Below are 22,698 nucleotides of genomic sequence, written 5' to 3'. Positions count from 1 at the left end.
CGGGTCTGGTTTGCTGGGGCGATTCCCTTCACGCGAATGGAGACCGCGCCCATGACCGAGCGCCCGCCGCTGCCCGCCCTCGACGCCAAGACCTTCTGGCGCACGCTCGGCGAGCGCGCCACCGGGATGACGGTGGTGACCGCGCAGAGCGACGAGGGGCCGGTCGGCTTCCTCGGCCTGTCGGCGAGCCACGTCACCGCCGATCCCGCGACCCTGCTGGTCTCGATCGGCCGCTCCACCGGGGCGCTGGCCGGCGTGCTGTCGCGGCGGCATTTCGCGGTGAATTTCCTGCCCGCCGACGCCGCTTCCGTCGCCGACGCGTTCGCCGGCAAGGCCGGGCTGTCGGGCGCGGCCCGTTTCGCGGCGGGCGAGTGGGGCGAACTGGCGACCGGCGCGCCGGTGCTGAACCGGGCGCTCGGCGCGTTCGACTGCCGGCTCGACGAGGTGATCGAGCGGGGCGATGTGGTTATCGCCATCGGCACGGTGGTGGCGGCGCGGGCGAGCGGGGCGGGCGAGCCGCTGATCTTCTTCCGCGGCAGGACGATCGCCGGGCTGGCGCCCGCCTGAGCGGACGCCGGCCGCGCGGCGTGGGCGTCACTCGGCGGGCAGGGCCGCCGCGATGTCGGAGACGTCTTCCGGCAGCCGGCCGGCCAGCGCCGCCTTGAGCTGCGCCTCGTCGAGTTCGCCTTCCCAGCGGGCGACGACGATGGTGGCGACGGCATTGCCGATGAAATTGGTCACCGCCCGGCATTCCGACATGAAGCGGTCGATGCCGAGGATCAGCGCCATGCCGGCGACGGGAACGGCGGGCACGACGGAGAGCGTCGCCGCCAGGGTGATGAAGCCGGCGCCGGTGATGCCGGCCGCGCCCTTCGAGCTCAGCATGGCAACGAGCAGCAGCAGCACCTGGTCGGCCAGCGACAGCTGGATGTCCATCGCCTGGGCGATGAACAGGGCGGCCAGCGTCATGTAGATGTTGGTGCCGTCGAGGTTGAAGGAATAGCCGGTGGGCACCACCAGCCCGACCACCGAGCGCTTGCAGCCGGCGGCCTCCAGCTTCTCCATCAGGCTCGGCAGCGCCGCTTCCGAGGAGGAGGTGCCGACGACGAGGAGGATCTCCTCCTTGATGTAGCGGATCAGCGAGAGGATCGAGAAGCCGTTGTAGCGGCACACCGCGCCGAGCACGAGCAGGATGAACACGCCCGCGGTCAGGTAGAAGGTGGCGATCAGGAAGGCGAGGTTGGCGACCGAGCCGATGCCGTATTTGCCGATGGTGAAGGCCATCGCGCCGAAGGCGCCGATCGGGGCCGCCTTCATCAGCACGGCGACCAGCTTGAACACCGGGCTGGACAGGGCCTGCAGGAAGTCGAGCACCGGCTTGCCGCGCTCGCCCACCATCGACAGCGACAGCCCGAACAGCACCGAGAAGAACAGCACCTGCAGGATGTCGCCGGAGGCGAAGGCGCCGACCACGGTGTCCGGGATGATGTTCTGCAGGAAGCCGACCACGGTCGTATCGTGCGCCTTGGTGGCGTAGTTGGCGACCGACTTGGCGTCGAGGCTAGCGGGATCGATGTGGAGCCCCGTGCCCGGCTGCACCAAATTGCCGATGATCAGCCCGACGATGAGGGCCAGCGTCGAGAAGGTGAGGAAATAGAGCATCGCCTTGCCGGCGACCCGCCCGACCTTCTGCATGTCGCTCATGCCGGCGATGCCGGTGGCGACGGTGAGGAAGATGACGGGGGCGATGATCATCTTCACCAGCTTGATGAAGGCATCGCCCAGCGGCTTCAGCGAGGCGCCGAAATCGGGCCAGAAATGGCCGATGGTGATGCCGAGCGCGATGGCGATCAGCACCTGGACGTAAAGCTGCTGGTAGAAGCGGCGGGGCCGCGCCGGCGCGGCGGCGACGGGAGCGCGATCGAGGGCAAGGGCCATGGTTTCCTCCGTGGGGTGACGTTCTTGTTGTTTTTGGCAGGGTTGCAGCCTCTGTTTCGCAAGCCGTGTGCCAGCCTCCCGACCTGGAAATAACTCTAATCATATCAATGCATTGATGTGATCCTCGTGAATCTCTCGCCGAGCTGTCGTGCGACGATCCGCACAGAAGCCTCTTGCCCCGTGCGAAAATCCGCACATGATGGCGCATGGCTGATGCCGCACCTTCCGCCTCGCCGGACGCTGCCGCGGGACTGTCGTCGCGACGGCAATGGATCGTCTTTGCCGCCGGCCTCGCGCTGATCGTCGCCGCGGTCTTCCTCGCCGTCGCCGGCGTTGCGCGCGGGCGCGCGATCGAGGCGGCACAGGCGCGGGCGCGCGACGCGTCGACGCTCGCCATCGCCATCCTGCGCGCCGAACTCGAGAAGCAGCGGGCACTGCCCCTCATCCTCGCCCGCGATCCCGATGTCGCCGCCGCGCTGGCGGGGGGCGACGTGCACGCGCTCGACGTCAAGCTCGCCGATATCGCCCGCGAGACCCGCAGCGCGGTGATCTACCTGCTGGACGCGCGCGGCACCGCCATCGCCGCCAGCAACTGGAACGAGAGCACCAGCTTCGTCGGCAGCGACTATGCCTTCCGCGACTATTTCATCGCGGCCGTCGCCGACGGTGCCGCCGAACAGTTCGCGCTCGGCACGGTGAGCCACCGGCCGGGGCTCTACATCACCCGCCGCGTGGAGGTGCCGGGGGCGCGGCCGGGCGTGATCGTGGTCAAGGTCGAGTTCGATCGGGTGGAGGCGGACTGGCGCGCGCTCGGCGGGCAGACCTATGTCGCGGACGCGCGCGGCGTGGTGCTGCTGGCGACCGAGCCGTCCTGGCGCTTCGCGGTGGAGGCGGCGCTGCCGCCGGAGGCGGTCGCCGATATCCGCCGCTCGCTGCAGTTCGGCGACGCCCCGCTCACGCCGCTGCCGCTGGAGGCGGACGGCGACCTGCTGCAGGGACGGCCGCCCTTCGGGGGTACCCATGTGAGCTTGCGCACGCCGGTGCCGACGACGGCCTGGCATCTCGACGTGCTGTTGCCGGTCGGCCGGGCGATCGGGCTCGCTCAGGCGCAGATGCAGGGCTATGCGGCGCTGCTGCTGATGCCCGGCGGCGCCCTCGCCGCGCTGGTGCTGTGGCGCCGGCAGCGGGCGGTCGCGCGCCGCCGCGGCGAGGAACGGATCAAGGCGGAGCTGGAACAGCGCGTCGCCGAGCGCACCGCGGCGCTGGCCGACAGCAATGCCCGCCTCGTTGCCGAGATCACGGAGCGCGCCCGCACGCAGGAACGCCTCTCCGATGTGCGGGAGGAACTCGCCAAGGCGAACCGCCTCGCCACGCTCGGCCAGGTGACGGCCGGCGTCGCCCACGAGATCAACCAGCCGCTCGCGGCGATCCGCACCTATGCCGAGAACGCCCGCGCCTTCCTCACCCGCCGCGAGGCCGGCGGGGCGGAGGGCGCGCTCGACAAGGTGGTGGCGCTGACCGGGCGGATCGGCGCCATTACCGAGACCCTGCGCGGCTTTGCCCGGCGCGGCAACGCCCCGCCCGAGCCGGTGGCGCTGGCCGAGGCCATCGAGGGCGCGCTGATGATCCTCGACGCGCCCCTGCGCCAGTCGGCGATCGTGCCGGTGGTGGACCGGGTGCCGCCGGAGCTGCGCGTGCTGGCGCGGCCGGTCGAGCTGGAACAGGTGCTGGTCAATCTGCTGCGCAATGCCATCGAGGCGATCGGCCCGGATCCGCGCGAAGGCGATGATCCCCCGCTCGCGATCGGGCTTGCCGTTGCACCCGAGAGCGTCGCCCTGACCGTGCGCGATCGCGGGCCGGGGCTCGACGCGGACGAGCTGGCGGCGCTGTTCACGCCGTTCCGCAGCACCAAGCCGCGCGGGCTCGGGCTCGGCCTCGTCATCTCGCACGACCTCGTCGCCGGCTTCGGCGGCACGCTCAAGGCCGACGGCCACCCCGGCGAGGGCTGCCGCTTCACCGTCACGCTGCGGAGGGCGGCATGAGCGCTTCCGCCGGCGCGCCGGGCGCGATCGACATTGCGTTCGTCGACGATGACGACGACCTGCGCGATGCCAATGTCCAGGCGTTGCAGCTCGCGGGGTTGCGCGCCCTGCCCTTCGCCTCGGCCCCGGCCGCGCTGGCGGCGATCGGTGCGGACTTCGCCGGCGCCGTCGTCACCGATGTGCGCATGCCCGGCATGGACGGTATCGAGCTGTTCCGGCGCCTCAAGGCGCTCGATGCCGATATCCCGGTCGTGCTCATCTCCGGCCATGCCGACATCGCCATGGCGGTGGAAGCGATGCAGGAGGGCGCCTACGACTTCATCGCCAAGCCCTATGCCGGCGCCCGCCTGGTCGAGACGCTGCGCCGGGCGCTCGAAAAGCGCACGCTGGTGCTCGAGAACCGGCGGCTGCGGGCGCTCGGTGCCGGCGCGGCGGAGGAGGGCGTGCTGATCGGCGAGACGCCGGCCATGGTGCGGCTGCGCCAGACCTTGCGCGATCTCGCCGATGTCGATGTCGACGTTCTCGTGCTCGGCGAGACCGGCACGGGCAAGGAGGTGGTGGCGAGCCTGCTGCACCGGTTGGGCCGCCGCCGCGCCCGGCCGTTCGTCGCACTGAATTGCGGCGCGCTGCCCGATACGGTGATCGAGAGCGAATTGTTCGGCTACGAGCCCGGCGCCTTCACCGGCGCGCAGAAGAAGCGCATCGGCCGTATCGAGCATGCGAGCGGGGGCACGCTGTTCCTCGACGAGCTGGAGAGCATGCCGCTCGATGCGCAGGTGAAGCTGCTGCGCGTGCTGGAGACGCGCGAGATCGCCCCGCTCGGCTCCAACGAGCTGCGCCGGGTCGACCTGCGCGTGGTGGCGGCGACCAAGGTGGATCTGGCCGAGGCGGCGCGGGGACGCCGCTTCCGCGAGGACCTGTTCTACCGGCTGAACGTGGTGACGCTGCGCATCCCGCCGCTGCGCGAGCGCCGGCGCGACGTGCCCCTGCTGTTTGCCCAGTTCCTCGCCCGTGCGGCGCGCAAGCACGGGCGCGAGCCGCCGCGGCTTCCCCGGGCGGTGGAGCGGCATCTGGTGGAGAACGACTGGCCGGGCAATGTGCGCGAATTGCTGCACTTCGCCGAACGGGTGGCGCTGGGCCTCGCCGACGATCTCCCCGCCATGCCCGCCAGCCCCGGCCGCCCCGCCGCCAGCCTGCCGGAGCGGCTGGGAGCGATCGAGGCGAACCTCATTCGCGAGACGCTGGAGGCGAATAACGGCGACGTTCGCGCCACGCTGCTGGCGCTCGGCATTCCGCGCAAGACCTTCTACGACAAGCTGGCCCGCTACGGCATCGAGCGGGCGGCCTATGAGCCGGAGAAATAGCGGGCCGAAGGGCGGCCTGGGGGGAGCGGCCGGTGCGCCGAGCGGGGCGGGGGCGACCCCCGCACAAGAGGCCGGCGGGTGGCATCGCGCAAGCAAACATGGTGCGGGCGGTCGGACTCGAACCGACATATCCGTGAGGACGGCGGATTTTGAGTCCGCTGCGTCTACCAGTTCCGCCACGCCCGCAGCGCCTCCGCTTATATCGCCTCCGCGAGGGCGCGCAACCGGCGTCAACGGTCCCGACAGGCACGAATGTTGCAGCGATCCCCCGTCCGTGGGGGGCTCTTCGGTTCGGGAGGGTGCAATGGCGTCACGCGAGCTTCGCAAAAGGCAGTTCGTAGACACGACGTTCCAGCTGCTGTCCGGAACGCTGGAGGCCTCGCGTCTGGTCTATTATTCGGTGGACCCCGACCAGAATCTCTACGACTTCATCTGCGCGCGGGTCCCGGCCGATCTCATCCGCACCTATGTCCGCGAGATGCACGCGGTCGATCCGCTGCATGTGCGGCGCATCCATTCGCCGGAGGAGCGCGTCGTGCGGATGGACGAGGCGAGCCGGCGTGAGCCACCGCATGAGGTGATGGAATATACCAGCTTCCTCAAGCGCTTCGACGTGGTCGACCAGATCGACCTGATCTTCCGCCACGACAATGAGATCCGCGCCGGGCTCACGGTGATGTGGACCGGCCGCGACCGCCGGCCGACCGCGCCGCTGTTCCGGCTGGCGGAGGAACTGCACCGCTACATCGAATTCAACCTCGCCGACCATATCGCGCCGCGCCGGGACGACCAGGCCGGGCGCTCCATGCGCCTGTTCCACTTCACCAAGCGCGAGGCGGAGGTGGCTCGGCTGCTGTGCTGCGGGCGCACCAATGCCGACATCGCCGCCTGCCTCGGCATCGGGCTGGCGACCGTGAAGACCCATCTCATCCATATCTTCGAGAAGACCGGGGTCGAGAACCGCTCCGGCCTCGTCGCGCGGCTCGCCGCGCCGCACTGAGGCGGCGCCGGCCGGGCGGCCGCTCCACCGAACGGTGGATTGTTCGCGCCCGGCCCCCGGCCGAAGCTCGGAACGGGGGGCATGTCGGCCGCCCCGGCATCTTCCGACGCGGAGGCGAGGGATGGGCGAGCGCTGCGCGGATCGCGTGCCTGCTCATGCGGCGATCATGCCCAATATTGAGGCCGCTGTGCCCGGTTCGGGATGGCTCCCCGGGATCGGGGGCCGGGCGCTGGTGCTGCTGCCGCCGCTCGCCGTGGTCGGATTCGGCTGGGCAGTGATCGCCCGCGGCCACCCCTCGCCCACGGCCGAATTCCTCGCTGCCTACGGCGCCGGTGGATTTATGACAGAGGCCGATCCGCTGCTGCGGGCGCTGGCGCTGTCGCTGTGCCGGTCGGAGGCGGGCTCCTTCGGGCAGGCCTTCGCGGCGGCGCTCGGCATGTGGCTGGCCATGGTGGCGGCGATGATGCTGCCCTGCGCCCTGCCGGCATGGCGCAGCCTGCTCGATCGCCGTGACTGGCGGGCGGGATACGGTTTCCTGCTCGGCTATGGCGCGAGCTGGCTGCCGCTGGGCGCCGGCGCGGCGATGCTCGAGCTCGCCCTCGGCCGGCTGTGGCCGCTCGGCCTCGACGCACCGGCGGCGGCCCTGCTGCTCGGGCTGGCGGGGCTCGGCCGGATGCTGGCCGCGCCTCTCGCGCCGGGGGAGGTGGAGGGCCGGCCGGTGCCCGGCGTCCGCGCGTCGCTGCGCGGCGGATTCGGGCACGGCCGGCGCTCCCTGCTGCGCGACGGCCTGCCCATGCTGGCGATGACCGCCAGCGGCGCGATGGCGCTGCCGGCGATGGGGCTGCTGGCGGCGGCGATGCTGGCCGCGCGCCTCGCTCCCGCCCGCCCTTTCTCCAGCCGCCCCGTCTGCGGCCGGGCGGTGGACCCGGTGGCGCTGGCGCTTCTCGCGCTCGGCCTGCTGGCGCTCGCGGCCGGCTGAGGGCCGGCCCGGAGAGCGGCGCATCCACCGTTCGGTTGATTGCTGCCCTGCAGCAAAGCCGGATGATGTCCTTGATTTAGATCAACCAGCGGAGCGGAAGCGGCATCCCTCGCACCGGAGGAAGCCGGCTGCCCCCGCGTACCGGACCGAGGAGTTCCAACACGCCATGCTGAGCATCGTCGAGACCGGCGTTCAGGCCGAGCAGACCGGATTCGAGCATCCGCTCGACCCGATGAGCGTGGAGGAGATCATCAAGGCGGCGGACGTGCTGCGCGCGCATTTCCCCTTCGGCGAGGATCTGCGCATCGAGACGCTGGAGCTTGACGAGCCGGCAAAGGACGTCGTGCGCAGCTTCGAGCCGGGCATGCCGATCGCGCGCGGCGCGCGGTTCAACGTCTACCGGCGCGGCGAGACCGGCGTCTACACCGGCAAGATCGACATCCTCGCCGGGGTGGTGACGGCCGAGACCTTCCTGCCGGACGTCAAGCCGATGATATCGCCGGAGGAATTCCTGCTGATCGAGGCCGCGGCGAAGGCCGACCCCCGCTTCAAGGCGGCCATCGAGCGGCGCGGCATCGAGCGCTACGACCTCGTCTGCGTCGATCCCTGGACGGCCGGCCCGTTCGAGGGGCCCGGTGAAGCGGGCCGTCGTATCGCCCACACCTTCGTGTGGATGCGCATGTTCGACCTCGACAATTACTATGCCCACCCGGTCGAGGGCATCAATGTCGTGGTCGATGTCGACACCATGGAGGTGATCCGCGTCGACGATCATTTCGAGGCGAGCGGCGACTATGTGCCGGTGCCGGAGGCGCCGCTGAACTACGACGCGGCGCTGCTGACCGAGTTCCGCAAGCCGTCCTCCGCGCTCGACGTGATCCAGCCGAACGGGCCGAGCTTCGTCGTCGAGGGCAACAAGATCACCTGGGAGAACTGGGACCTGCGCGTCGGCTTCAACGGCCGCGAGGGGCTCACGCTCAACACCGTCGGCTATACGGTGGGCGGCACGCGGCGTCCGATCCTGTATCGCGGCTCGCTCGCCGAGATGGTGGTGCCCTATGGCACGCCGGAAGGCTCGCACTACCGCAAGAACGTGTTCGACAGCGGCGAATACGGCTTCGGCAAGCTGGCCAATTCGCTGTCGCTCGGCTGCGACTGCCTCGGCCACATCCATTATTTCGATGTCGTGCTGCCGGACCTGTTCGGCAATCCGCGCACCATCGAGAACTGCATCTGCCTGCACGAGGAGGATGCGGGCCTCGCCTGGAAGCATTTCGACTTCCGCAGCGAGCGCACCGAGGTGCGGCGGCTGCGCCGGCTGGTTGTGTCCTCGATCACCACGGTGGGGAACTACGAATACGCCTCCTACTGGTATCTCTACCAGAACGGCACGATCGAATTCGAGATGAAGGCCTCCGGCATCATCAATACCGCCGCCTGCAAGCCCGGCACGCCGCAGAAATACGGCACCGAGGTCGCCCCCGGCGTGGTCGGCCACATCCACCAGCACGTTTTCTCCGCCCGCCTCGACATGGAGGTCGACGGGCCGGGCAACACGGTGGTCGAGTGCGACACCGTCGCCCCGCCGATGGGGCCGGAGAACCCGCTGGGCAATGCCTTCTTCGTTGAGGAGCGGGCGCTGAAGACCGAGCTCGAGGCGCAGCGCTGCGTCGATTTCGGCAAGATGCGCTACTGGAAGATCATCAACCCCAACGTCACCAACTGGGTCGGCAAGCCGACCGCCTACAAGCTGGAGACCGGCTCGGCGGTGCAGTTCTACACCCAGCCGGACAGCGTCTCCGGCAACCGCGCGGGCTTCGCCTACAAGCACCTGTGGGTGACGCCCTTCGCGCCCGACGAGCGCTTCCCCGCCGGTGATTTCGTGAACCTCGCCAAGGGCGGCGACGGCCTGCCGGCCTGGACCGCGCAGGACCGCCCGGTGGAGAACACCGACCTCGTGATCTGGCACAGCTTCGGCCTGCATCACCTGCCGCGCCCCGAGGACCACCCGGTGCAGCCCTGCGTGCTGTGCGGCTTCAAGCTGATGCCGGTCGGCTTCTTCGACCAGAATCCGATCATCGACCTGCCGGCTGGCAAGAATCATGCAAGCAAATCCACGGCGGGCGGCGGCGGCAGCTGCTGCCACAGCTGAGGCGAGGCCGCCGACGTCCGGCGCGACGCAGACTTGACGGCGCGGGCCCACCCCGCGCCGCCGCGAAAGGCACCATCCGCGCGGGCCCGCAACACCCGCGCCCATAAAACCAGAGGGACGAGCTTATGAAGCGGAAGAATCTGCTGCAGTCGTTCAGCCAGTCGCGTCGCGAGTTCCTGCAGCAGTCGGCGGCGATCGCCGCGAGCATCGCTGCGGCCTCGACCATGTCGAGCAAGGCCTGGGCGGCGCGCGAGAACGAGATGAACATCTACTGCTGGGAGGGCTACAACTCCGACAAGGTGCTGGATCCCTTCCGCAAGGAATTCAAGACCAACGTCAAGGCGCAGGGCCTGATCTCCGATCCCGACGCGGTGAACCAGCTGCGCGCCGGCGAGACCAAGATCTGGGACCTGATCAACCTCAACAATTCGTGGGGCCGCCGCCAGCTCTACCCCGAGAAACTCATCGTTCCGCTGGAGGAGGCCCGCTTCAAGCCGCTCTGGGACATGGTGCTGCCGGAGTTCAAGTGGCCCTATTACTGGTCGATGGACGATTCCGGCACCAAGCTGCTCGGCATGGTGCAGCGCTTCGGACCGTCCGGCATCAACGTCAATACCGACAAGATCTCCAAGGCGACGGTCGAGGACGGCGGCTACGACATCTTCCTCGCCGACGACTTCAAGGGCAAATACGCCGTCCTGATGTATGACGACTGGGCCATCATGCACACCGCCATGGCGGCCGGCATGAACCCCTTCAAGAACCTCTCCGACGACCAGATCGCCACCTTCGAGAAGGTGATGCGCAAGATCATCAACAACGCCGCCTTCCTCAGCGACGACATGAACGCGATCGCGCTGGGCATGATCAACGGTTCGATCATCGGTTCCTTCCCGGGCAGCGTGTACACGGTCTCGGCGGCCCGCTTCGACGGCAACCCGAACCTGCGCTGCGTGATCCCGAAGAAGGGCGGCGGCGACGTCGGCATGAAGCCCGGCGTGTGCTGGATGGAGCTGACCTCCACGGTCAACAACCCGCAGCTCTCGCCGCGCGCGGCCGACTTCCTCGAATATTGCTACCGGCCCGAGACCTGCAAGAACGTGTCCTTCGCCGAGGGCACCTACAACCCGGTGACGCAGATGGGCGACAAGCGGGTGATGGCGCTCTACTCGAAGGAAGAGCTCGACGCGATCCAGTTCGACACGCTGGAGGAGGACATGTCGCGCTGCGCGGACTTCGACGTGATTCCGAACTACCCGAAGCTGCACGAGATCTTCGCCAACGCGGTGCGCGAGCGAAAGGCGTGACGCGTGACTGAGCGGCGCGGCGTGGCGGTGCTGCCGCGCCGCCTTCCCCTCCACCGGAGAGCCCCATCGACATGGCAGTGACCGCCGAACCCTCCGAACCGCCCGAACCGGGGCCCCAGCCGATCCTGCAACTGCGCGGCGTCGACCGCATCTTCGACGACTTCGCCGCGGTCGACCGCATCACGCTCGACATCTACGAGCGCGAGTTCTTCACCATCGTCGGGCCCTCCGGCAGCGGCAAGACGACGATGGTGCGCATGCTGGTCGGCATGGACAAGCCGACCAATGGCGACATCCTGCTGCGCGGCCGGCGCATCAACGATGTGCCGGCTAACAAGCGCCCCACCTGCATGGTGTTCCAGTCGCTGGCGCTCTTCCCCCACCGCACCGTCGGGCAGAACATCGAGTTCCCGCTCAAGATGCGCGGCGTCGAGGCGGATGTGCGCAGGAAGCGTGCGCTGGAGCTGCTCGACCAGCTCCGCCTGCCGCAGAACTACTATTCCAAGATGATCACCCAGTGCTCGGGCGGCGAGCGCCAGCGCGTGGCGCTGGCGCGGGCGCTGGCGTTCGATCCGGAGATCCTGTTCTTCGACGAGCCGCTCTCGGCGCTCGACTACCGGCTGCGCAAACTGCTGGAGAAGGAGCTCAAGGACATCCACCGCGAGACCGGAAAGACCTTCGTCTACATCACCCATTCGCTGGAGGAGGCGATGGTGATGTCCGACCGCATCGGGGTGATGAACAAGGGTCGCTTCGTGCAGGTCGGCACGCCGCGCGAGATCTATGGCAGCCCGCGCACCCGCTTCGTCTCCGAGTTCATGGGCGAGGTGAACGTGGTCGAGGTGAAGCCCGGCGCCGACGGGGCGATCGTCGACGCGGCGAGCGGCCAGGCCTACCGCACGCCGGTCGTCGCCGGCGGCTTCGAGGGCGGCAGCTTGGTCGTGCGGCCCGAGGATATCCGCTTCGTCGGCCCCGGCGAGAGCGCCGACAACCGGGTCGAGGGCACCATCTACAACGAATATCTGCTCGGCTCGCGGGTGCAGTACCAGGTGCGCGTCGGCGAGCAGATCTTCCTGGTCGAGAAGCTGCGCGACCAGACGCCGGAAGGCGGGCCGGACGGCGCGGTGACGATCGGCTGGGACGCCCGGGACACGATGGTGTTTCCGGCGGGGCGGATGTAACGACCCGGGCCGGCGCGGACATCCCGGATGCAGGAACAACGACGGGGACGGCGATGAGCTCTGCAGGCGAGACACTGGTCGAGGCGCGCGCGACGACGGGCGCCGCACGGGCGCCGGCGTGGCTGCGCCGGCTCGGGCGCTGGCTGGCGCAGCCCGGCGTGCTGGCGGCGGCGCCGATCAGCCTGCTGCTGCTCGCCGGCTTCCTCGCCCCGCTCGGGCTGGTGGCGATCTTCTCGGTGATGCCGGGGCAGACCTTCTCGCTGATGCAGTGGCCGACGCTGACCAACTATGTCGAGATCGTGCAGGAGACCTATTACCTCTCCTTCCTCGCCTCGCTCTACCTCGCCGCGCTGACGGTCGTGATCCTGCTGGTGATCTGCTACCCGATCGCCTTCGCCATGGTGCGGGTGTTCGGCAAGCAGGGCAGCATCCTGACGCTGCTGATCTCGGCGCCGCTCTTCGTCGCCGACAATCTGCGGCTGATGGGCTGGATGCTGTTCCTGGTGAAGGGCGGCGTCGTGTCCGGCTCGCTGCAGACATGGTTCGGCATCGAGGTCGATTCGATGCTCTACACCACCGGCGCCACGCTGTTCGGCCTCGTCTACATCTACCTGCCCTTCATGCTGTTCCCGATGATCCTCGGCATCTCCATGGTGCCGCTGCAGATGCGCGAGGCGGCGTTCGATCTCGGCGCCTCGCGCTGGCAGGTGCTGCGCGAGGTGGACGTGCCGCTCGCCATGCCGGGCATCCTGATCGGCGCGCTGATGTGCTTCATCCTCACCGCCGGCGCGCTGACCGAGGCGAAGATCATGGGCGGGCAGGCGGTGGTCACCATCGCCATGGACATCCAGAAGGAATTCGGCTTCGCGCAGAACTGGCCGAAGGGCTCGGCGCTCTGCATGTTGATGATCCTGCTCGCCGGGGCGCTGGCCATCGGCCTGCTCAAGCGCATCGACCTCGACACCATCTTCGGACGGAAGTGAGCCCATGAACGAGTATGGACGGGGCGTGCGCTTTCTCTACGGCAGCCTGATCGCGGCGCTGATACTGCTGATGTACCTGCCGATGATCACCATCGCGCTGGCCTCCTTCTCCAAGTCCAAGTATTTCCGCTTCCCGATCCCCGCCTGGTCGACCAACTGGTATGCGGAAGTGTTCGAATCGCTGTCGATCCGCAGCTTCTTCTGGACCTCGCTGGCGCTGGCGCTGCTGGTGGGGCTGCTGTCGACCTTCTTCGCCTTCTTCGGGGCGCTGGCCTTCGCGCGCTACCGCTGGACCGGGCGCAAGCTGTTCCAGAAGATCATCATCCTGCCGATCCTGTTCCCGCAGGCGGTGCTCGGGCTCGCCCTGCTGCTGTGGTTCACGGCGGTCGGCATCACGCCGTCCTGGCAGGCGGCGATCTTCGCCCATCTCGTCTGGATCGCGCCGATCGCGACGCTGGTCATCGCCATCCAGGTCTATGCTTTCGACCCGGCGGTGGAGGAGGCGGCGTTCGATCTCGGTGCCTCGCGCTGGCAGGTGATGCGCGAGATCACGCTGCCGATCCTGGCCCCGGGCATCTTCTCCGGCTTCATCTTCTCCTTCCTGCTGTCCTGGGCCAATTTCCCGCTGTCGATGTTCTCGACGGGGGCCGACCAGACCATCCCCGAATGGATCAGCGCCAAGGTGCAGTCCGGCTACACGCCGCAGGTGCCGGCGGTGGGTACGCTGACCATGCTCGCCGCGGCGGTGGTTCTCGCGCTCGGCTACGCGCTGATGGTCTGGCAGCAGAAGCGCCGCGACCGGGCACAGGCGGCGTGAGGTCGCCGCGCTATCCCGCGCCGGCGATCGCGGATGGCGCGGATCGGTTCTGCTTGAGCCGGGTCGCGGCAGCGGCATAGCCGCCATCGGCGCCGTCGACGAAGTGGACATGGTCGCGGCCGACGACTGAGGGCATGAAGCAGGTGACCTGCGCGGTCTCCTGCCGGTGCAGGCCGTAATCGGCGACGCCTTCCCGCCGGGCGCCTTCGAGCCGTGCCTCGAGGCGCGCGACGAGGCGAGGTGTGGCATCCAGCGTCATTCGCAGGCCGTCGTCATATTTGCGGAAATCGGCGTTCTCGGCGATCTCGCGGCGGTAGCGGGCGCCGTCGAAGCCGCCGATGCGCAGGCCGAGGCCGATGGTCAGGGCGCCCGCCGTCCAGCGTGCGGCCGTGGCCAGCCAGTGGAGAGGGCGCGGCGTGCGCCCGGCCGGCACGAGGCGCGCTTCGATGTCGATGCCCTCGCGTGCCCAGCGAAGGCCGGGACCTTCGTCGGGGATCGGGCGGGCGGCCTCGGCGCGGTCGGCGGCCAGGGCGAGGATGTCGGTGATCAGCGCGCGATAGGCGCCCTCGCGCTCGTCGCGCAGCGGAACCACGATGAGCGAGACGATGTGGCCGCGCCGCGCGGTGATCTGCTCCCACCGGCAGGACAACCCGGACAGATCCGGCCGATTGCCCGGTTCGGCGGCGGGCACCGCATACTCGCCGCGCTTCAGCGCGGCTTCGGCCAGCGCGATACCCCCGCCGGCGAACATCGCATATTCGGCATGCGGCGAGGTGGCGAAGCGGGCGATGCGCACGTCGCGTCCCGTGTCCCGCAGGGCGGCGACGGGGATCAGCGCGGCACGCAGCGGCAGGTCGAAATCGTCGCGCGAAAAGGCGGCGGTCGCGGCGAGAACGGAGCGGGCCAGGGACTCGTCGGCGGGCGCAATCGCGAAACTCGCGCCGTCGCCGCCGAAGGTGAAGGGAAACGGCTGGTTGCCGAGCGCATTGGCCATGGCGGCGATGATCGAGGCGCCGACCGTGTTGACGATCTTGTAGCGTCCCTCGGCGATAGCCGCGCTGGAGGCGACGACATCGGTCATGCCGATCCACCAGCCGTCCGGCAGCGGCACGTAATGGGCGGGGTCGAGCAGGCTGTCGAATCGGTTGAACACCGGAACGCGCGCATAGAAGTCGGCCGTGTCGGTCATCTCGCCCTGCGCCGGTGGTTTCCGGTGGGCAGTCTATACAGGAGTCGTGCCGGCGCGCCGGGCAAAAAGCGGGCAGCGGGCGCGGTTCAGCGCTGCCGCGCCGCGGCGGCGACCGGAAGATGCTTGTAGACGGTGGTGCGGGAGATGCCGAGCTGGCGTGCCGCCGCCTGGATGTTGCCGTCGCACCGCGCATAGGCCTCGCGGATCTCGCGGCACTTGCTGCGGGTGAGGCGGGTGCCGGCGCAATGCGCGCAGACCTCCTGATCCGGCAAACCCTCGCCCGGTTCGCCGGCCTGCATCTCCAACGCCTCGTCCTCGCCGATGATGGCGAGACGCCAGAGCGCCGCGGCGAGTTCGCGGATATTGCCGTGCCAGCTGCGGCGGCTCAGCCGCGCGATGGTGGCCTCGGAGAGCGCGGGGGCGCCCGGCTGCCGGGCCAGCAGGTGGCGGACGATGTCGGCGAAATCGGCACGCTCGCGCAGGGGCGGGAGTTCGATCGGGAAGCTGTTCAGGCGGAACAGCAGGTCGGCCCGGAACTGGCCATTGGCGACCGCCTTGGCAAGATTGCGGTTGGTGGCCGAGACGATCTGGACATCGACCTTGACCGCCCGGGCACCGCCGACGGCGCGCACCTCCATCGAATCGAGGAAGCGCAGCAGCGCGGTCTGGGCGGGCAGCGGGATATCGGCGACCTCGTCGAGGAACAGCGTGCCCCCGTCCGCCTGCCGCACGAGGCCCGCCGCCCCCTCGTTGCGGGCGCTGGTATAGGCGCCGCGCTCGTGGCCGAACAGTTCGGCGATGAACAGGGATTCCGGCAGCGCGCCGCAATTCACCGCGACGAAGGCGCCGGAGCGCCCGCTCAACGCATGGACGTGCCGGGCCATCAACTCCTTGCCGGTGCCGGTCTCGCCATGGATGTGCACGGCGAGACGGTTGCGGGCGGCGACATCGAGCCCTTTCATGCGCCGCCCAAGGACCGGGTCCGAACAGATGAAGTCCGCGCTCGTTTCCGGCAGACGCGCCGCGACGGGCGGCGTGACGGCCGGCACCGGGGTTTTGTCGACGGCGGGCCGTAACGGCCGGGCGGCGAGGCGGCGGCACATCAGATAGACCATGCTGCCGGCGCGATCGCGGATCCGGGCGATGCCGCTCGCCGCGAGTTCATCCATGACCGCGCCGAAGGAAGCCTCGAACAGCGCGCCGAAAGCCCGGCCCGGCGCGGTGTCGAGCCCGGCCAGCAGGGCGCGGGCGGGGCGGTTGAGCGCCACCACGGCGCCGTCGGCGTCGAGTGCCGCGAGACCGGCCGAGAGCGTGTCGAGATACTCCGCGCGCGGGTGCAGGGCGAGCAGCAGCAGATCGGGCCGATCCTGCGTCATCAGCCCGTTCTCGATCGCCGCCGCCGCCATGCGCACCAGCGCGAGCGTGTGCTGCTGGCGCGTCTCGTTCGGGCTCGAGGCATCGAGCAGGCCGGCCAGTCGGTCGGACGGATCGAACACCGGCACCGCCATGCAGCTGAGATGGCCGTGGCAGCAGAAGAAATGCTCGCGGCCATAGATGGCGACCGGCGCCTGTTCGACCAGGGCCAGGCCGAGCGCATTCGTGCCGCGTCCCTCCTCGCGCCAGACGCTGCCGGGCAGGATGGTGCGGCCCGCCTCGCTCTCGCTGAAGCGGTGATCGCACCGCGTGTCCAGCACGACGCCCTCGGCATCGGCGAAGGCGACCATGAAATCCGAGCCGGCGATCTGTTCGTGCAGGAGTTGCATCTGCGCGAGAGCGAGACGCCGCAGCAGGGCGGCCTGCTCGCGCCGCGCCTTCACGTCGGAAAACGCCACGACGACGTTGCGGGGCCGATCGCCGGGATCGAGCCCGGCCGCCAGGCAGCGTTCCCAGCTCCGCGCGACCTCGGGTGCGAGGCTGCTGGCGGGGACGGCTCCGCCCGCCTCCAGCATGGCGCGCGCATGCTCCAGTCCCGCTGGCGTCGGCATTGGCCTGCCTCCCGTTCCGTTTCCCGGCAGGGTCCGGCCAAAGGCGCCGGATGGCAATATACAGAAACTGGACACTCATCGTGTTCACTGTCCAGCGGGTCGACGGCGAAAAACCTGCTGCGTTGCGGCAAGTATCTGTAGCGAAATACGAACCGCCGTCGGCACGGATACTGCCTCAGGACGTCCAACCGCGGCGACGTTTGCCGACAAAAGGGAGGACGCCATGAAGGCGCAGGTACTGAGGACCTATGACGAGCGTCTCGTCGCCGATCGATGGGTGAGCGAGGAGAATGTCCCGGACCCCACGATCACGAAATCGACCGACGTCATCGTGCGCATCGGCGGCGCCGGCGTCTGCCGCACCGATCTCCACATCATCGAGGGCGTGTGGAAGCCGCACATGGACCCGAACGGCGACGCCCTGCTGCCGCTGATCATGGGCCATGAGAACGCCGGCTGGGTCGAGGAGGTCGGCAAGGAGGTCGAGGGTCTCAAGAAGGGCGATCCGGTGATCGTCCATCCGAAGATCACCGGCGGCACCTGCCTCGCCTGCCGGCGCGGCTTCGACATGCACGGGCCCGGCAAGTTCCCGGGCCTCGATTGCGACGGCGGCTATGCCGAGTTCATCTGCACCTCCGAGCGCAACATCGTGCCGCTGCCGAAGACGCTGGCGCCCAAGGAGGTCGCTCCCTATGCCGATGCCGGCCTGACCGCCTATCGCGCGGTGAAGAAGGCGACACGGCATCTCCTGCCCGGGGAAAGCTGCGTGGTGATCGGCGCCGGCGGGCTCGGCCATATCGGCATCCAGTGCCTGAAGGCCATGTGCGCGGCCGATGTCATCGTCGTCGACAAGTCCGATGCCTCGCTGGCGCTGGCGGCCAAGAGCGGCGCCGACAAGACGGTGAAGGCCGACGGCAACGAGGTGGAGGCGGTTCTGGCGCTGACCGGCGGGGTCGGAGCGGAGGCGGTGATCGATTTCGTCGGCGAGAAGGGCACCACGGCCAAGGGCCTGGCCATGACCCGGCCGATGGGCAGCTACTACATCGTCGGCTATGGCGAGGACATCCGCATCCCTGCGGTGGACCTGATCATCTCGGAACGCAACATCATCGGCAATCTGGTGGGGACCTGGGCCGAGCTCACCGAGCTGATGGCGCTCGCCGACCGCGGGCTCGTTCATCTCGCCACCGCCGAATACAAGCTCGCGGATGCCAACCAGGCCCTGCACGACCTCAATGCCGGCAAGATTCATGGCCGCGCGGTGCTGATTCCGTGACCATCGCCGCGTGCTGCCGGTAGTGCGCGACGGTGATGCAGCATTGCCGTCGAAAAGTAAGTAAACATTCCCTAATCATTCTGCACCGCAGCATATTCGCAGAATGAAACAGCCGAGACTCATCGAGTCGCAAAACGCTTCAATGAAGTCACAGGGGAATACTACACGAACTGGGAAGTCGTTCAAATACCTACTGCGACCAAATGGCACGACCTTTGCCTTACTCACATTAGAACAATGATGACTGGTCCCACGGGACGAGCCACGACAAGAACGAAGGGAAGAAGCCCAGGGGTGCTGCCGAGCCGGCCCTGGCCGGCCGGTGGCGGCGGTTGAGAGCCTTGACCGACTGCGCCGGCCACGCGCGGCAGCCATTCCTGGACGTCAGAGACCTTTGCCACGGGGCAGACCGCACGTCGTATGCGACGGGCGCGGGACTGCTCATGCCTGAAACCCGATCCGGCGATCGCGCCCGTGATGTGGCGCCGCCGGCGGGGAGGAAACCGACCGTGGACGCTGATTCCATCAGGAGGATGGCAGTAATGACAAGCACACTGACCCTTAACAAGATCACGGCGCAGCGCGGCATTCCCGTCGGGGAGGCCGCCAAGAAGATCGCCGATCTCGGCTGGAATCCCTCCTATGTCCAGGAGGCGATGACGTTCCCGACTGACTACAAGATCACCAAGGCGCCGAAGGACCCGATGAAGCAGGTCCTGCGTTCCTACTTCCCGATGCAGGAAGAGAAGGACAACCGCGTCTATGGCGCGCTCGATGCGGCGCTGCGCGGCGACATGTTCCGCAATGTCGAGCCGCGCTGGGTGGAATGGATGAAGCTGTTCCTGGCGATCATCCCCTTCCCGGAGATCTCGGCCGCCCGCTCCATGGCCATGGTCGGGCGTCTCGCGCCGGGCGAGGACCTGCGCACCGGCTTCACCATGCAGATGGTCGACGAGTTCCGCCATTCCACCATTCAGATGAACCTGAAGAAGTGGTACATGGAGAACTACATCGACCCCGCCGGCTTCGACATCACCGAGGAAGCCTTCGGCAAGTGCTACGCGACGACCATCGGCCGCCAGTTCGGTGAGGGCTTCATCACCGGCGATGCCATCACCTCCGCCAACATCTACCTGACCGTCGTGGCCGAGACCGCGTTCACCAACACGCTGTTCGTCGCCATGCCCTCCGAAGCCGCCCGCAACGGCGACTACGCGCTGCCGACCGTGTTCCTGTCGGTGCAGTCCGACGAGAGCCGCCACATCGGCAATGGCCATTCGATGCTGATGTCGATGCTCAAGGAGCCGGAGAACCACCTGCTGCTCGAGCGCGACATGCGCTACGCCTTCTGGCAGAACCACGCCATCGTCGATGCGGCGATCGGCACCTTCATCGAGTACGGCACCACCAACCGCGACAAGAACAAGGAATCCTACGCGGAGATGTGGCACCGCTGGATCTTCGAGGATTACTACCGCACCTACATGCTGCCCCTCGAGAAGTACGGCATCAAGATCCACCACGACGACGTACAGACCGCCTGGAAGCGCATCACCGAGAAGAGCTACGTCCACAAGATCGCGCAGTTCTTCTCGGTCGGCTGGCCGGTGAACTTCTGGCGCATCGAGGCGCAGACGGACAAGGATTTCGAGTGGTTCGAGGCCAAGTACCCGGGCTGGTACGCCCAGTTCGGCGAGTACTGGAAGTGGTACGCCAAGCTCTCGCACCGCGGCCAGACCAACATGCTGTTCAACACCGACACGGGCTATGTCTACCCGCACCGGTGCTGGAGCTCGATGGTGCCCTGCGTGATCCGCGAGGACATCGTCACTGACACCATCGACGGCAAGCTGCACACCTTCGCGCATGAACTCGACCGCTGGACCGCGGTGGAAGCCTTCGCGAGCGAGTACCAGGGCCGTCCGACCCCGGCGATGGGCCGCTTCAGCGGCCGGCGCGAGTGGGAGAGCTGCTACCACGACTGGGACCTGGCCGACGCCATCCAGGACCTTGGCTTCGTCCGCACCGACGGCAAGACCCTGATCCCGCAGCCGCATCTGCGCTTCGAGGAGAAGGAGATGTGGACGCTCGACGACGTGCGCGGCAACATCATCAAGAGCCCGCTCATCACCCTGCGCGAAATGGACCCGGCCCAGCGCGAGAAGCATCTCGCCGAGTACCGCGCCGGCTTCACCATCCATCCCTGCAACTGAGGCCCGGCGGGGTCGGCGCGCGCCGGCCCCGCTCCCTGCGCCCGGCCGCCGGCGCGTGCCGCCGGCGTTCCGCATCCCTTACTGGAGGAGTCGCGCGATGGGCGACGTCTATACCGTCCGCTTGAACCCGGTCGGCGTCGAATTCGAGGTCGAGGAAGGCGAAACCGTTCTCGATGCCGCCTTCCGGCAGGGCATCGCCTTGCCGCATGGCTGCAAGGAAGGGCGCTGCGCGGCGTGCAAATGCGTCCTCAACGAGGGCGAGGTCGAGCTGAAGCCCTATTCCACCTTCGCGCTCAACGAGATGGAGAGGGACCAGAACCACATCCTGCTCTGCCGTAGCCTCGTCTACACGGACATCGACGTGGATCTCCTCAACTATGACGAGGAACTCTTGTCCAAGTCGATCCCCGTGCGGAGCCTCGAGGCCGAGGTCACCCGGGTCGTCGCGCTCACGCCCGACATCCGGCGCCTCGAAATCACGCTCGACCAGCCTCTCAAATTCTGGGCGGGCCAATATGTCGACATCACGCTCCCCGGGCCAGAGGCGGTTACGCGCTCGTTTTCCATGGCAAATACGCCGCTCGAAGGCAAAGAACTCGCGTTCATCATCAAGAAATACCCCAACGGACGCTTCTCCTCCCGCCTCGACGGCGACCTCGCCCCCGGAACCCGGATCGCCGTCCGGGGCCCCTTCGGCACATGCTTCCGGCGTGAAAACCGGGGAGGAGCCCTGATCCTGGTCGGGGGTGGCTCCGGCATGTCGCCGCTGTGGTCGATCCTCAACGACCATCTGGAAAGCGGCGAGCAGCGCGACGTCTATTTCTTCTACGGCGCGCGGACCCGGGGCGACCTGTTCTATCTCGACGAGTTCGCCGCGATCGCCGCCCGCGACCCGCGGGTGCGCTTCATCCCCGCGCTCTCCCACGCCGATGACGACGGCGACTGGCAGGGCGAACGCGGCTTCGTGCACGAGGTGCTGAACGCGCATCTGCGCGCGCTCGATCTCGGCGAGGACGCCGACGTCTATGCCTGCGGACCCGAGCCGATGATCGAGGCGCTGGTTCCCGTCCTGCAGATGAACTCGATCGCCTCGGAACGGATCTACTTCGACAAGTTCACGCCGGCGTCCAGCGCCGCCGACCATCTCGTGCATGCCTGAGCCGGCTCAATAGCCGGACGACAACATCTGGAGAAACGCCCATGACCGCAACCCAGCCGGCCCCGGTGAAGTCGGGTGCCGCCGGATCCGCCATCTTCGCGGACTCCGACAGCCGCAAGTACCGCTACTTCGAGCCGCGCGGCAAGCGCGCGACCCATTACGAGGACGTCACCGTCGACGTCCAGCCCGACCCCGAGCGCTACCTGCTGCAGGACTGGATCATCTCCTTCCCGGACGGGCGCGGCGCCTATTCCAAGGACAACACCGCGGCGCTGTCGTCGAATTGGCACCTGTTCCGCGCGCCCGACCAGGAATGGGAGCGCACCCACTACCAGCGCCAGTCGAAGATCGAGGCGATGGTGCAGGCGGTCATCGCCAATGGCCGCAAGTCCGGCGCGCCCAAGGCCTTCGACAAGGCCTGGCTGAAGGTGCTGCAGGCCCATCTCGGCGCCTGGAAGCACGCGGAGTTCGGCCTCGGCACGTCGCTGATGCACGCGCAGCGCTACGGCTACACGCAGATGATCAACAACGCGACGCTGACCAACTCGTCGTACAAGCTGCGTCTTTCCCAGGACATCACGCTCTATCTCGCCGAGATCGCGATGGATGTGCCCGGCTTCGACGACGAGGCCGGCAAGCGCGCCTGGCTGGACGACAGCATCTGGCAGGGCACGCGCCACGCGGTCGAGGCCATCATGGGCGCGACCGATTATCTCGAGCAGTACTTCGCCATCAACATCGTGTTCGAGCCGCTGGTGGGCGAATTGTTCCGCTCGGGCTTCCTGATGCAGGTGGCCTCGCCGAACGGCGACTTCATCACCCCGCCGGTGATTTCCGCCGCCGAAGCCGACTACGAGCGCAACCTCGCCAACGCCATCGACCTGTTCCACCTGCTGGCGCATGACGAGCAGCACGGCGCGCATAATAAGCGTCTGTTCCAGAGCTGGCTGGTGAAGCATGTCGGCCTGGCCAACGCGGCCTCCGCCGGGCTGCAGCCGATCTGGTCGCAGCCCCATTCCAAGCCCGTCCAGTATGCCGATGCGCGCGCGCAGTCGGTCGAGCGCGTCCAGAAGATCCTGGGTGAGCTCGGTCTCGAACTTCCCAAGGAGTGAG

17 protein-coding genes and 1 tRNA gene are annotated in these 22,698 nt (G+C 68.2%); 14 read left to right on the top strand and 4 right to left on the bottom strand.

Features of this window, described 5'->3' with window-relative positions; all coding sequences use genetic code 11:
* The first annotated feature begins 51 nt into the window (after positions 1-51).
* Complete coding sequence (locus ACEUEL_RS20990; protein WP_405709830.1) at positions 52-567, top strand: flavin reductase family protein; 516 nt, start codon at positions 52-54, stop codon at positions 565-567.
* A gap of 27 nt (positions 568-594) precedes the next feature.
* Here ACEUEL_RS20990 and ACEUEL_RS20985 read toward each other — a convergent pair whose 3' ends face one another.
* Positions 595-1,938, bottom strand: a complete 1,344-nt coding sequence (locus ACEUEL_RS20985; RefSeq protein ID WP_405709828.1) for a dicarboxylate/amino acid:cation symporter — start codon at positions 1,936-1,938, stop codon at positions 595-597.
* A gap of 206 nt (positions 1,939-2,144) precedes the next feature.
* Between ACEUEL_RS20985 and ACEUEL_RS20980 the strand changes: the two genes are divergently transcribed.
* Complete coding sequence (locus ACEUEL_RS20980) at positions 2,145-3,980, top strand: sensor histidine kinase (RefSeq protein WP_405709825.1); 1,836 nt, start codon at positions 2,145-2,147, stop codon at positions 3,978-3,980.
* Complete coding sequence (locus ACEUEL_RS20975; protein WP_405709823.1) at positions 3,977-5,344, top strand: sigma-54-dependent transcriptional regulator; 1,368 nt, start codon at positions 3,977-3,979, stop codon at positions 5,342-5,344. Before ACEUEL_RS20980 ends, ACEUEL_RS20975 begins: the two co-directional genes overlap by 4 nt.
* Before the next feature lie 99 nt (positions 5,345-5,443).
* On the opposite strand, the gene ACEUEL_RS20970 is transcribed toward ACEUEL_RS20975, so the two are convergent.
* A tRNA-Leu gene (locus ACEUEL_RS20970) sits at positions 5,444-5,530 on the bottom strand.
* 118 nt (positions 5,531-5,648) lie between these two features.
* On the opposite strand from ACEUEL_RS20970, the gene ACEUEL_RS20965 reads away from it, so the two are divergent.
* From ACEUEL_RS20965 to ACEUEL_RS20935, 7 genes are all read left to right on the top strand, one after another.
* Complete coding sequence (locus ACEUEL_RS20965) at positions 5,649-6,344, top strand: helix-turn-helix transcriptional regulator (RefSeq protein ID WP_405709820.1); 696 nt, start codon at positions 5,649-5,651, stop codon at positions 6,342-6,344.
* A 166-nt stretch (positions 6,345-6,510) separates the two neighbouring features.
* Positions 6,511-7,323 (top strand): copper chaperone, encoded by an 813-nt coding sequence (locus tag ACEUEL_RS20960; RefSeq protein WP_405709818.1) that lies wholly within the window; start codon positions 6,511-6,513, stop codon positions 7,321-7,323.
* Positions 7,324-7,489: 166 nt separating this feature from the next.
* Positions 7,490-9,475, top strand: a complete 1,986-nt coding sequence (locus tag ACEUEL_RS20955) for a primary-amine oxidase (RefSeq protein ID WP_405709815.1) — start codon at positions 7,490-7,492, stop codon at positions 9,473-9,475.
* 125 nt (positions 9,476-9,600) lie between these two features.
* Positions 9,601-10,782 carry an ABC transporter substrate-binding protein gene (locus ACEUEL_RS20950; RefSeq protein ID WP_405709812.1) on the top strand — a complete coding sequence of 394 codons (1,182 nt, stop codon included), beginning with the start codon at positions 9,601-9,603 and terminating at the stop codon, positions 10,780-10,782.
* A gap of 71 nt (positions 10,783-10,853) precedes the next feature.
* Positions 10,854-11,963 carry an ABC transporter ATP-binding protein gene (locus ACEUEL_RS20945; protein ID WP_405709809.1) on the top strand — a complete coding sequence of 370 codons (1,110 nt, stop codon included), beginning with the start codon at positions 10,854-10,856 and terminating at the stop codon, positions 11,961-11,963.
* A 53-nt stretch (positions 11,964-12,016) separates the two neighbouring features.
* On the top strand, positions 12,017-12,946 hold the full coding sequence (locus tag ACEUEL_RS20940; protein WP_405709806.1) for an ABC transporter permease: 930 nt from the start codon (positions 12,017-12,019) through the stop codon (positions 12,944-12,946).
* A 4-nt stretch (positions 12,947-12,950) separates the two neighbouring features.
* Positions 12,951-13,763, top strand: a complete 813-nt coding sequence (locus tag ACEUEL_RS20935; protein WP_405709803.1) for an ABC transporter permease — start codon at positions 12,951-12,953, stop codon at positions 13,761-13,763.
* A gap of 10 nt (positions 13,764-13,773) precedes the next feature.
* Here ACEUEL_RS20935 and ACEUEL_RS20930 read toward each other — a convergent pair whose 3' ends face one another.
* Positions 13,774-14,952, bottom strand: a complete 1,179-nt coding sequence (locus ACEUEL_RS20930; RefSeq protein WP_405709800.1) for a DUF3095 domain-containing protein — start codon at positions 14,950-14,952, stop codon at positions 13,774-13,776.
* 86 nt (positions 14,953-15,038) lie between these two features.
* Positions 15,039-16,937, bottom strand: coding sequence for a sigma-54-dependent Fis family transcriptional regulator (locus ACEUEL_RS20925; RefSeq protein ID WP_405709797.1), 1,899 nt, complete (start codon positions 16,935-16,937; stop codon positions 15,039-15,041).
* Between the two features lie 223 nt (positions 16,938-17,160).
* Between ACEUEL_RS20925 and ACEUEL_RS20920 the strand changes: the two genes are divergently transcribed.
* The 4 genes from ACEUEL_RS20920 to ACEUEL_RS20905 all read left to right on the top strand — a co-directional run bounded on the left by ACEUEL_RS20920 (position 17,161) and on the right by ACEUEL_RS20905 (position 22,697).
* Entirely contained in the window at positions 17,161-18,213 is a 1,053-nt protein-coding gene (locus tag ACEUEL_RS20920; protein ID WP_405709795.1) for an NAD(P)-dependent alcohol dehydrogenase, read from the top strand.
* 542 nt (positions 18,214-18,755) lie between these two features.
* A complete protein-coding gene (locus ACEUEL_RS20915; RefSeq protein WP_405709793.1) occupies positions 18,756-20,426 on the top strand; it encodes an aromatic/alkene/methane monooxygenase hydroxylase/oxygenase subunit alpha in 1,671 nt (556 codons plus the stop codon).
* 97 nt (positions 20,427-20,523) lie between these two features.
* The gene (locus ACEUEL_RS20910) at positions 20,524-21,585 is read left to right on the top strand and encodes a 2Fe-2S iron-sulfur cluster-binding protein (protein ID WP_405709790.1); all 1,062 of its coding nucleotides are present in this window, start codon (positions 20,524-20,526) and stop codon (positions 21,583-21,585) included.
* 41 nt (positions 21,586-21,626) lie between these two features.
* Positions 21,627-22,697: an aromatic/alkene monooxygenase hydroxylase subunit beta gene (locus ACEUEL_RS20905; protein ID WP_405709787.1), complete on the top strand. Its 1,071-nt coding sequence runs from the start codon at positions 21,627-21,629 to the stop codon at positions 22,695-22,697.
* Position 22,698 lies beyond the last annotated feature (1 nt).

Origin of the sequence: Ancylobacter terrae, assembly GCF_045108345.1 — a bacterium.
In the GTDB taxonomy this organism is placed as follows: Bacteria; Pseudomonadota; Alphaproteobacteria; order Rhizobiales; family Xanthobacteraceae; genus Ancylobacter.
The sequence above is the reverse complement of the archived record's forward strand: the minus strand, read 5'-3'. Positions and strand labels throughout refer to the sequence as shown.

Coding starts and splice junctions, on each gene's coding strand:
- ACEUEL_RS20990 (WP_405709830.1), top strand. CDS start 52: ATGACCGAGCGCCCGCCGCTGCCCGCCCTCGACGCCAAGACCTTCTGG.
- ACEUEL_RS20985 (WP_405709828.1), bottom strand. CDS start 1,938: ATGGCCCTTGCCCTCGATCGCGCTCCCGTCGCCGCCGCGCCGGCGCGG.
- ACEUEL_RS20980 (WP_405709825.1), top strand. CDS start 2,145: ATGGCTGATGCCGCACCTTCCGCCTCGCCGGACGCTGCCGCGGGACTG.
- ACEUEL_RS20975 (WP_405709823.1), top strand. CDS start 3,977: ATGAGCGCTTCCGCCGGCGCGCCGGGCGCGATCGACATTGCGTTCGTC.
- ACEUEL_RS20965 (WP_405709820.1), top strand. CDS start 5,649: ATGGCGTCACGCGAGCTTCGCAAAAGGCAGTTCGTAGACACGACGTTC.
- ACEUEL_RS20960 (WP_405709818.1), top strand. CDS start 6,511: ATGCCCAATATTGAGGCCGCTGTGCCCGGTTCGGGATGGCTCCCCGGG.
- ACEUEL_RS20955 (WP_405709815.1), top strand. CDS start 7,490: ATGCTGAGCATCGTCGAGACCGGCGTTCAGGCCGAGCAGACCGGATTC.
- ACEUEL_RS20950 (WP_405709812.1), top strand. CDS start 9,601: ATGAAGCGGAAGAATCTGCTGCAGTCGTTCAGCCAGTCGCGTCGCGAG.
- ACEUEL_RS20945 (WP_405709809.1), top strand. CDS start 10,854: ATGGCAGTGACCGCCGAACCCTCCGAACCGCCCGAACCGGGGCCCCAG.
- ACEUEL_RS20940 (WP_405709806.1), top strand. CDS start 12,017: ATGAGCTCTGCAGGCGAGACACTGGTCGAGGCGCGCGCGACGACGGGC.
- ACEUEL_RS20935 (WP_405709803.1), top strand. CDS start 12,951: ATGAACGAGTATGGACGGGGCGTGCGCTTTCTCTACGGCAGCCTGATC.
- ACEUEL_RS20930 (WP_405709800.1), bottom strand. CDS start 14,952: ATGACCGACACGGCCGACTTCTATGCGCGCGTTCCGGTGTTCAACCGA.
- ACEUEL_RS20925 (WP_405709797.1), bottom strand. CDS start 16,937: ATGCCGACGCCAGCGGGACTGGAGCATGCGCGCGCCATGCTGGAGGCG.
- ACEUEL_RS20920 (WP_405709795.1), top strand. CDS start 17,161: ATGAAGGCGCAGGTACTGAGGACCTATGACGAGCGTCTCGTCGCCGAT.
- ACEUEL_RS20915 (WP_405709793.1), top strand. CDS start 18,756: ATGACAAGCACACTGACCCTTAACAAGATCACGGCGCAGCGCGGCATT.
- ACEUEL_RS20910 (WP_405709790.1), top strand. CDS start 20,524: ATGGGCGACGTCTATACCGTCCGCTTGAACCCGGTCGGCGTCGAATTC.
- ACEUEL_RS20905 (WP_405709787.1), top strand. CDS start 21,627: ATGACCGCAACCCAGCCGGCCCCGGTGAAGTCGGGTGCCGCCGGATCC.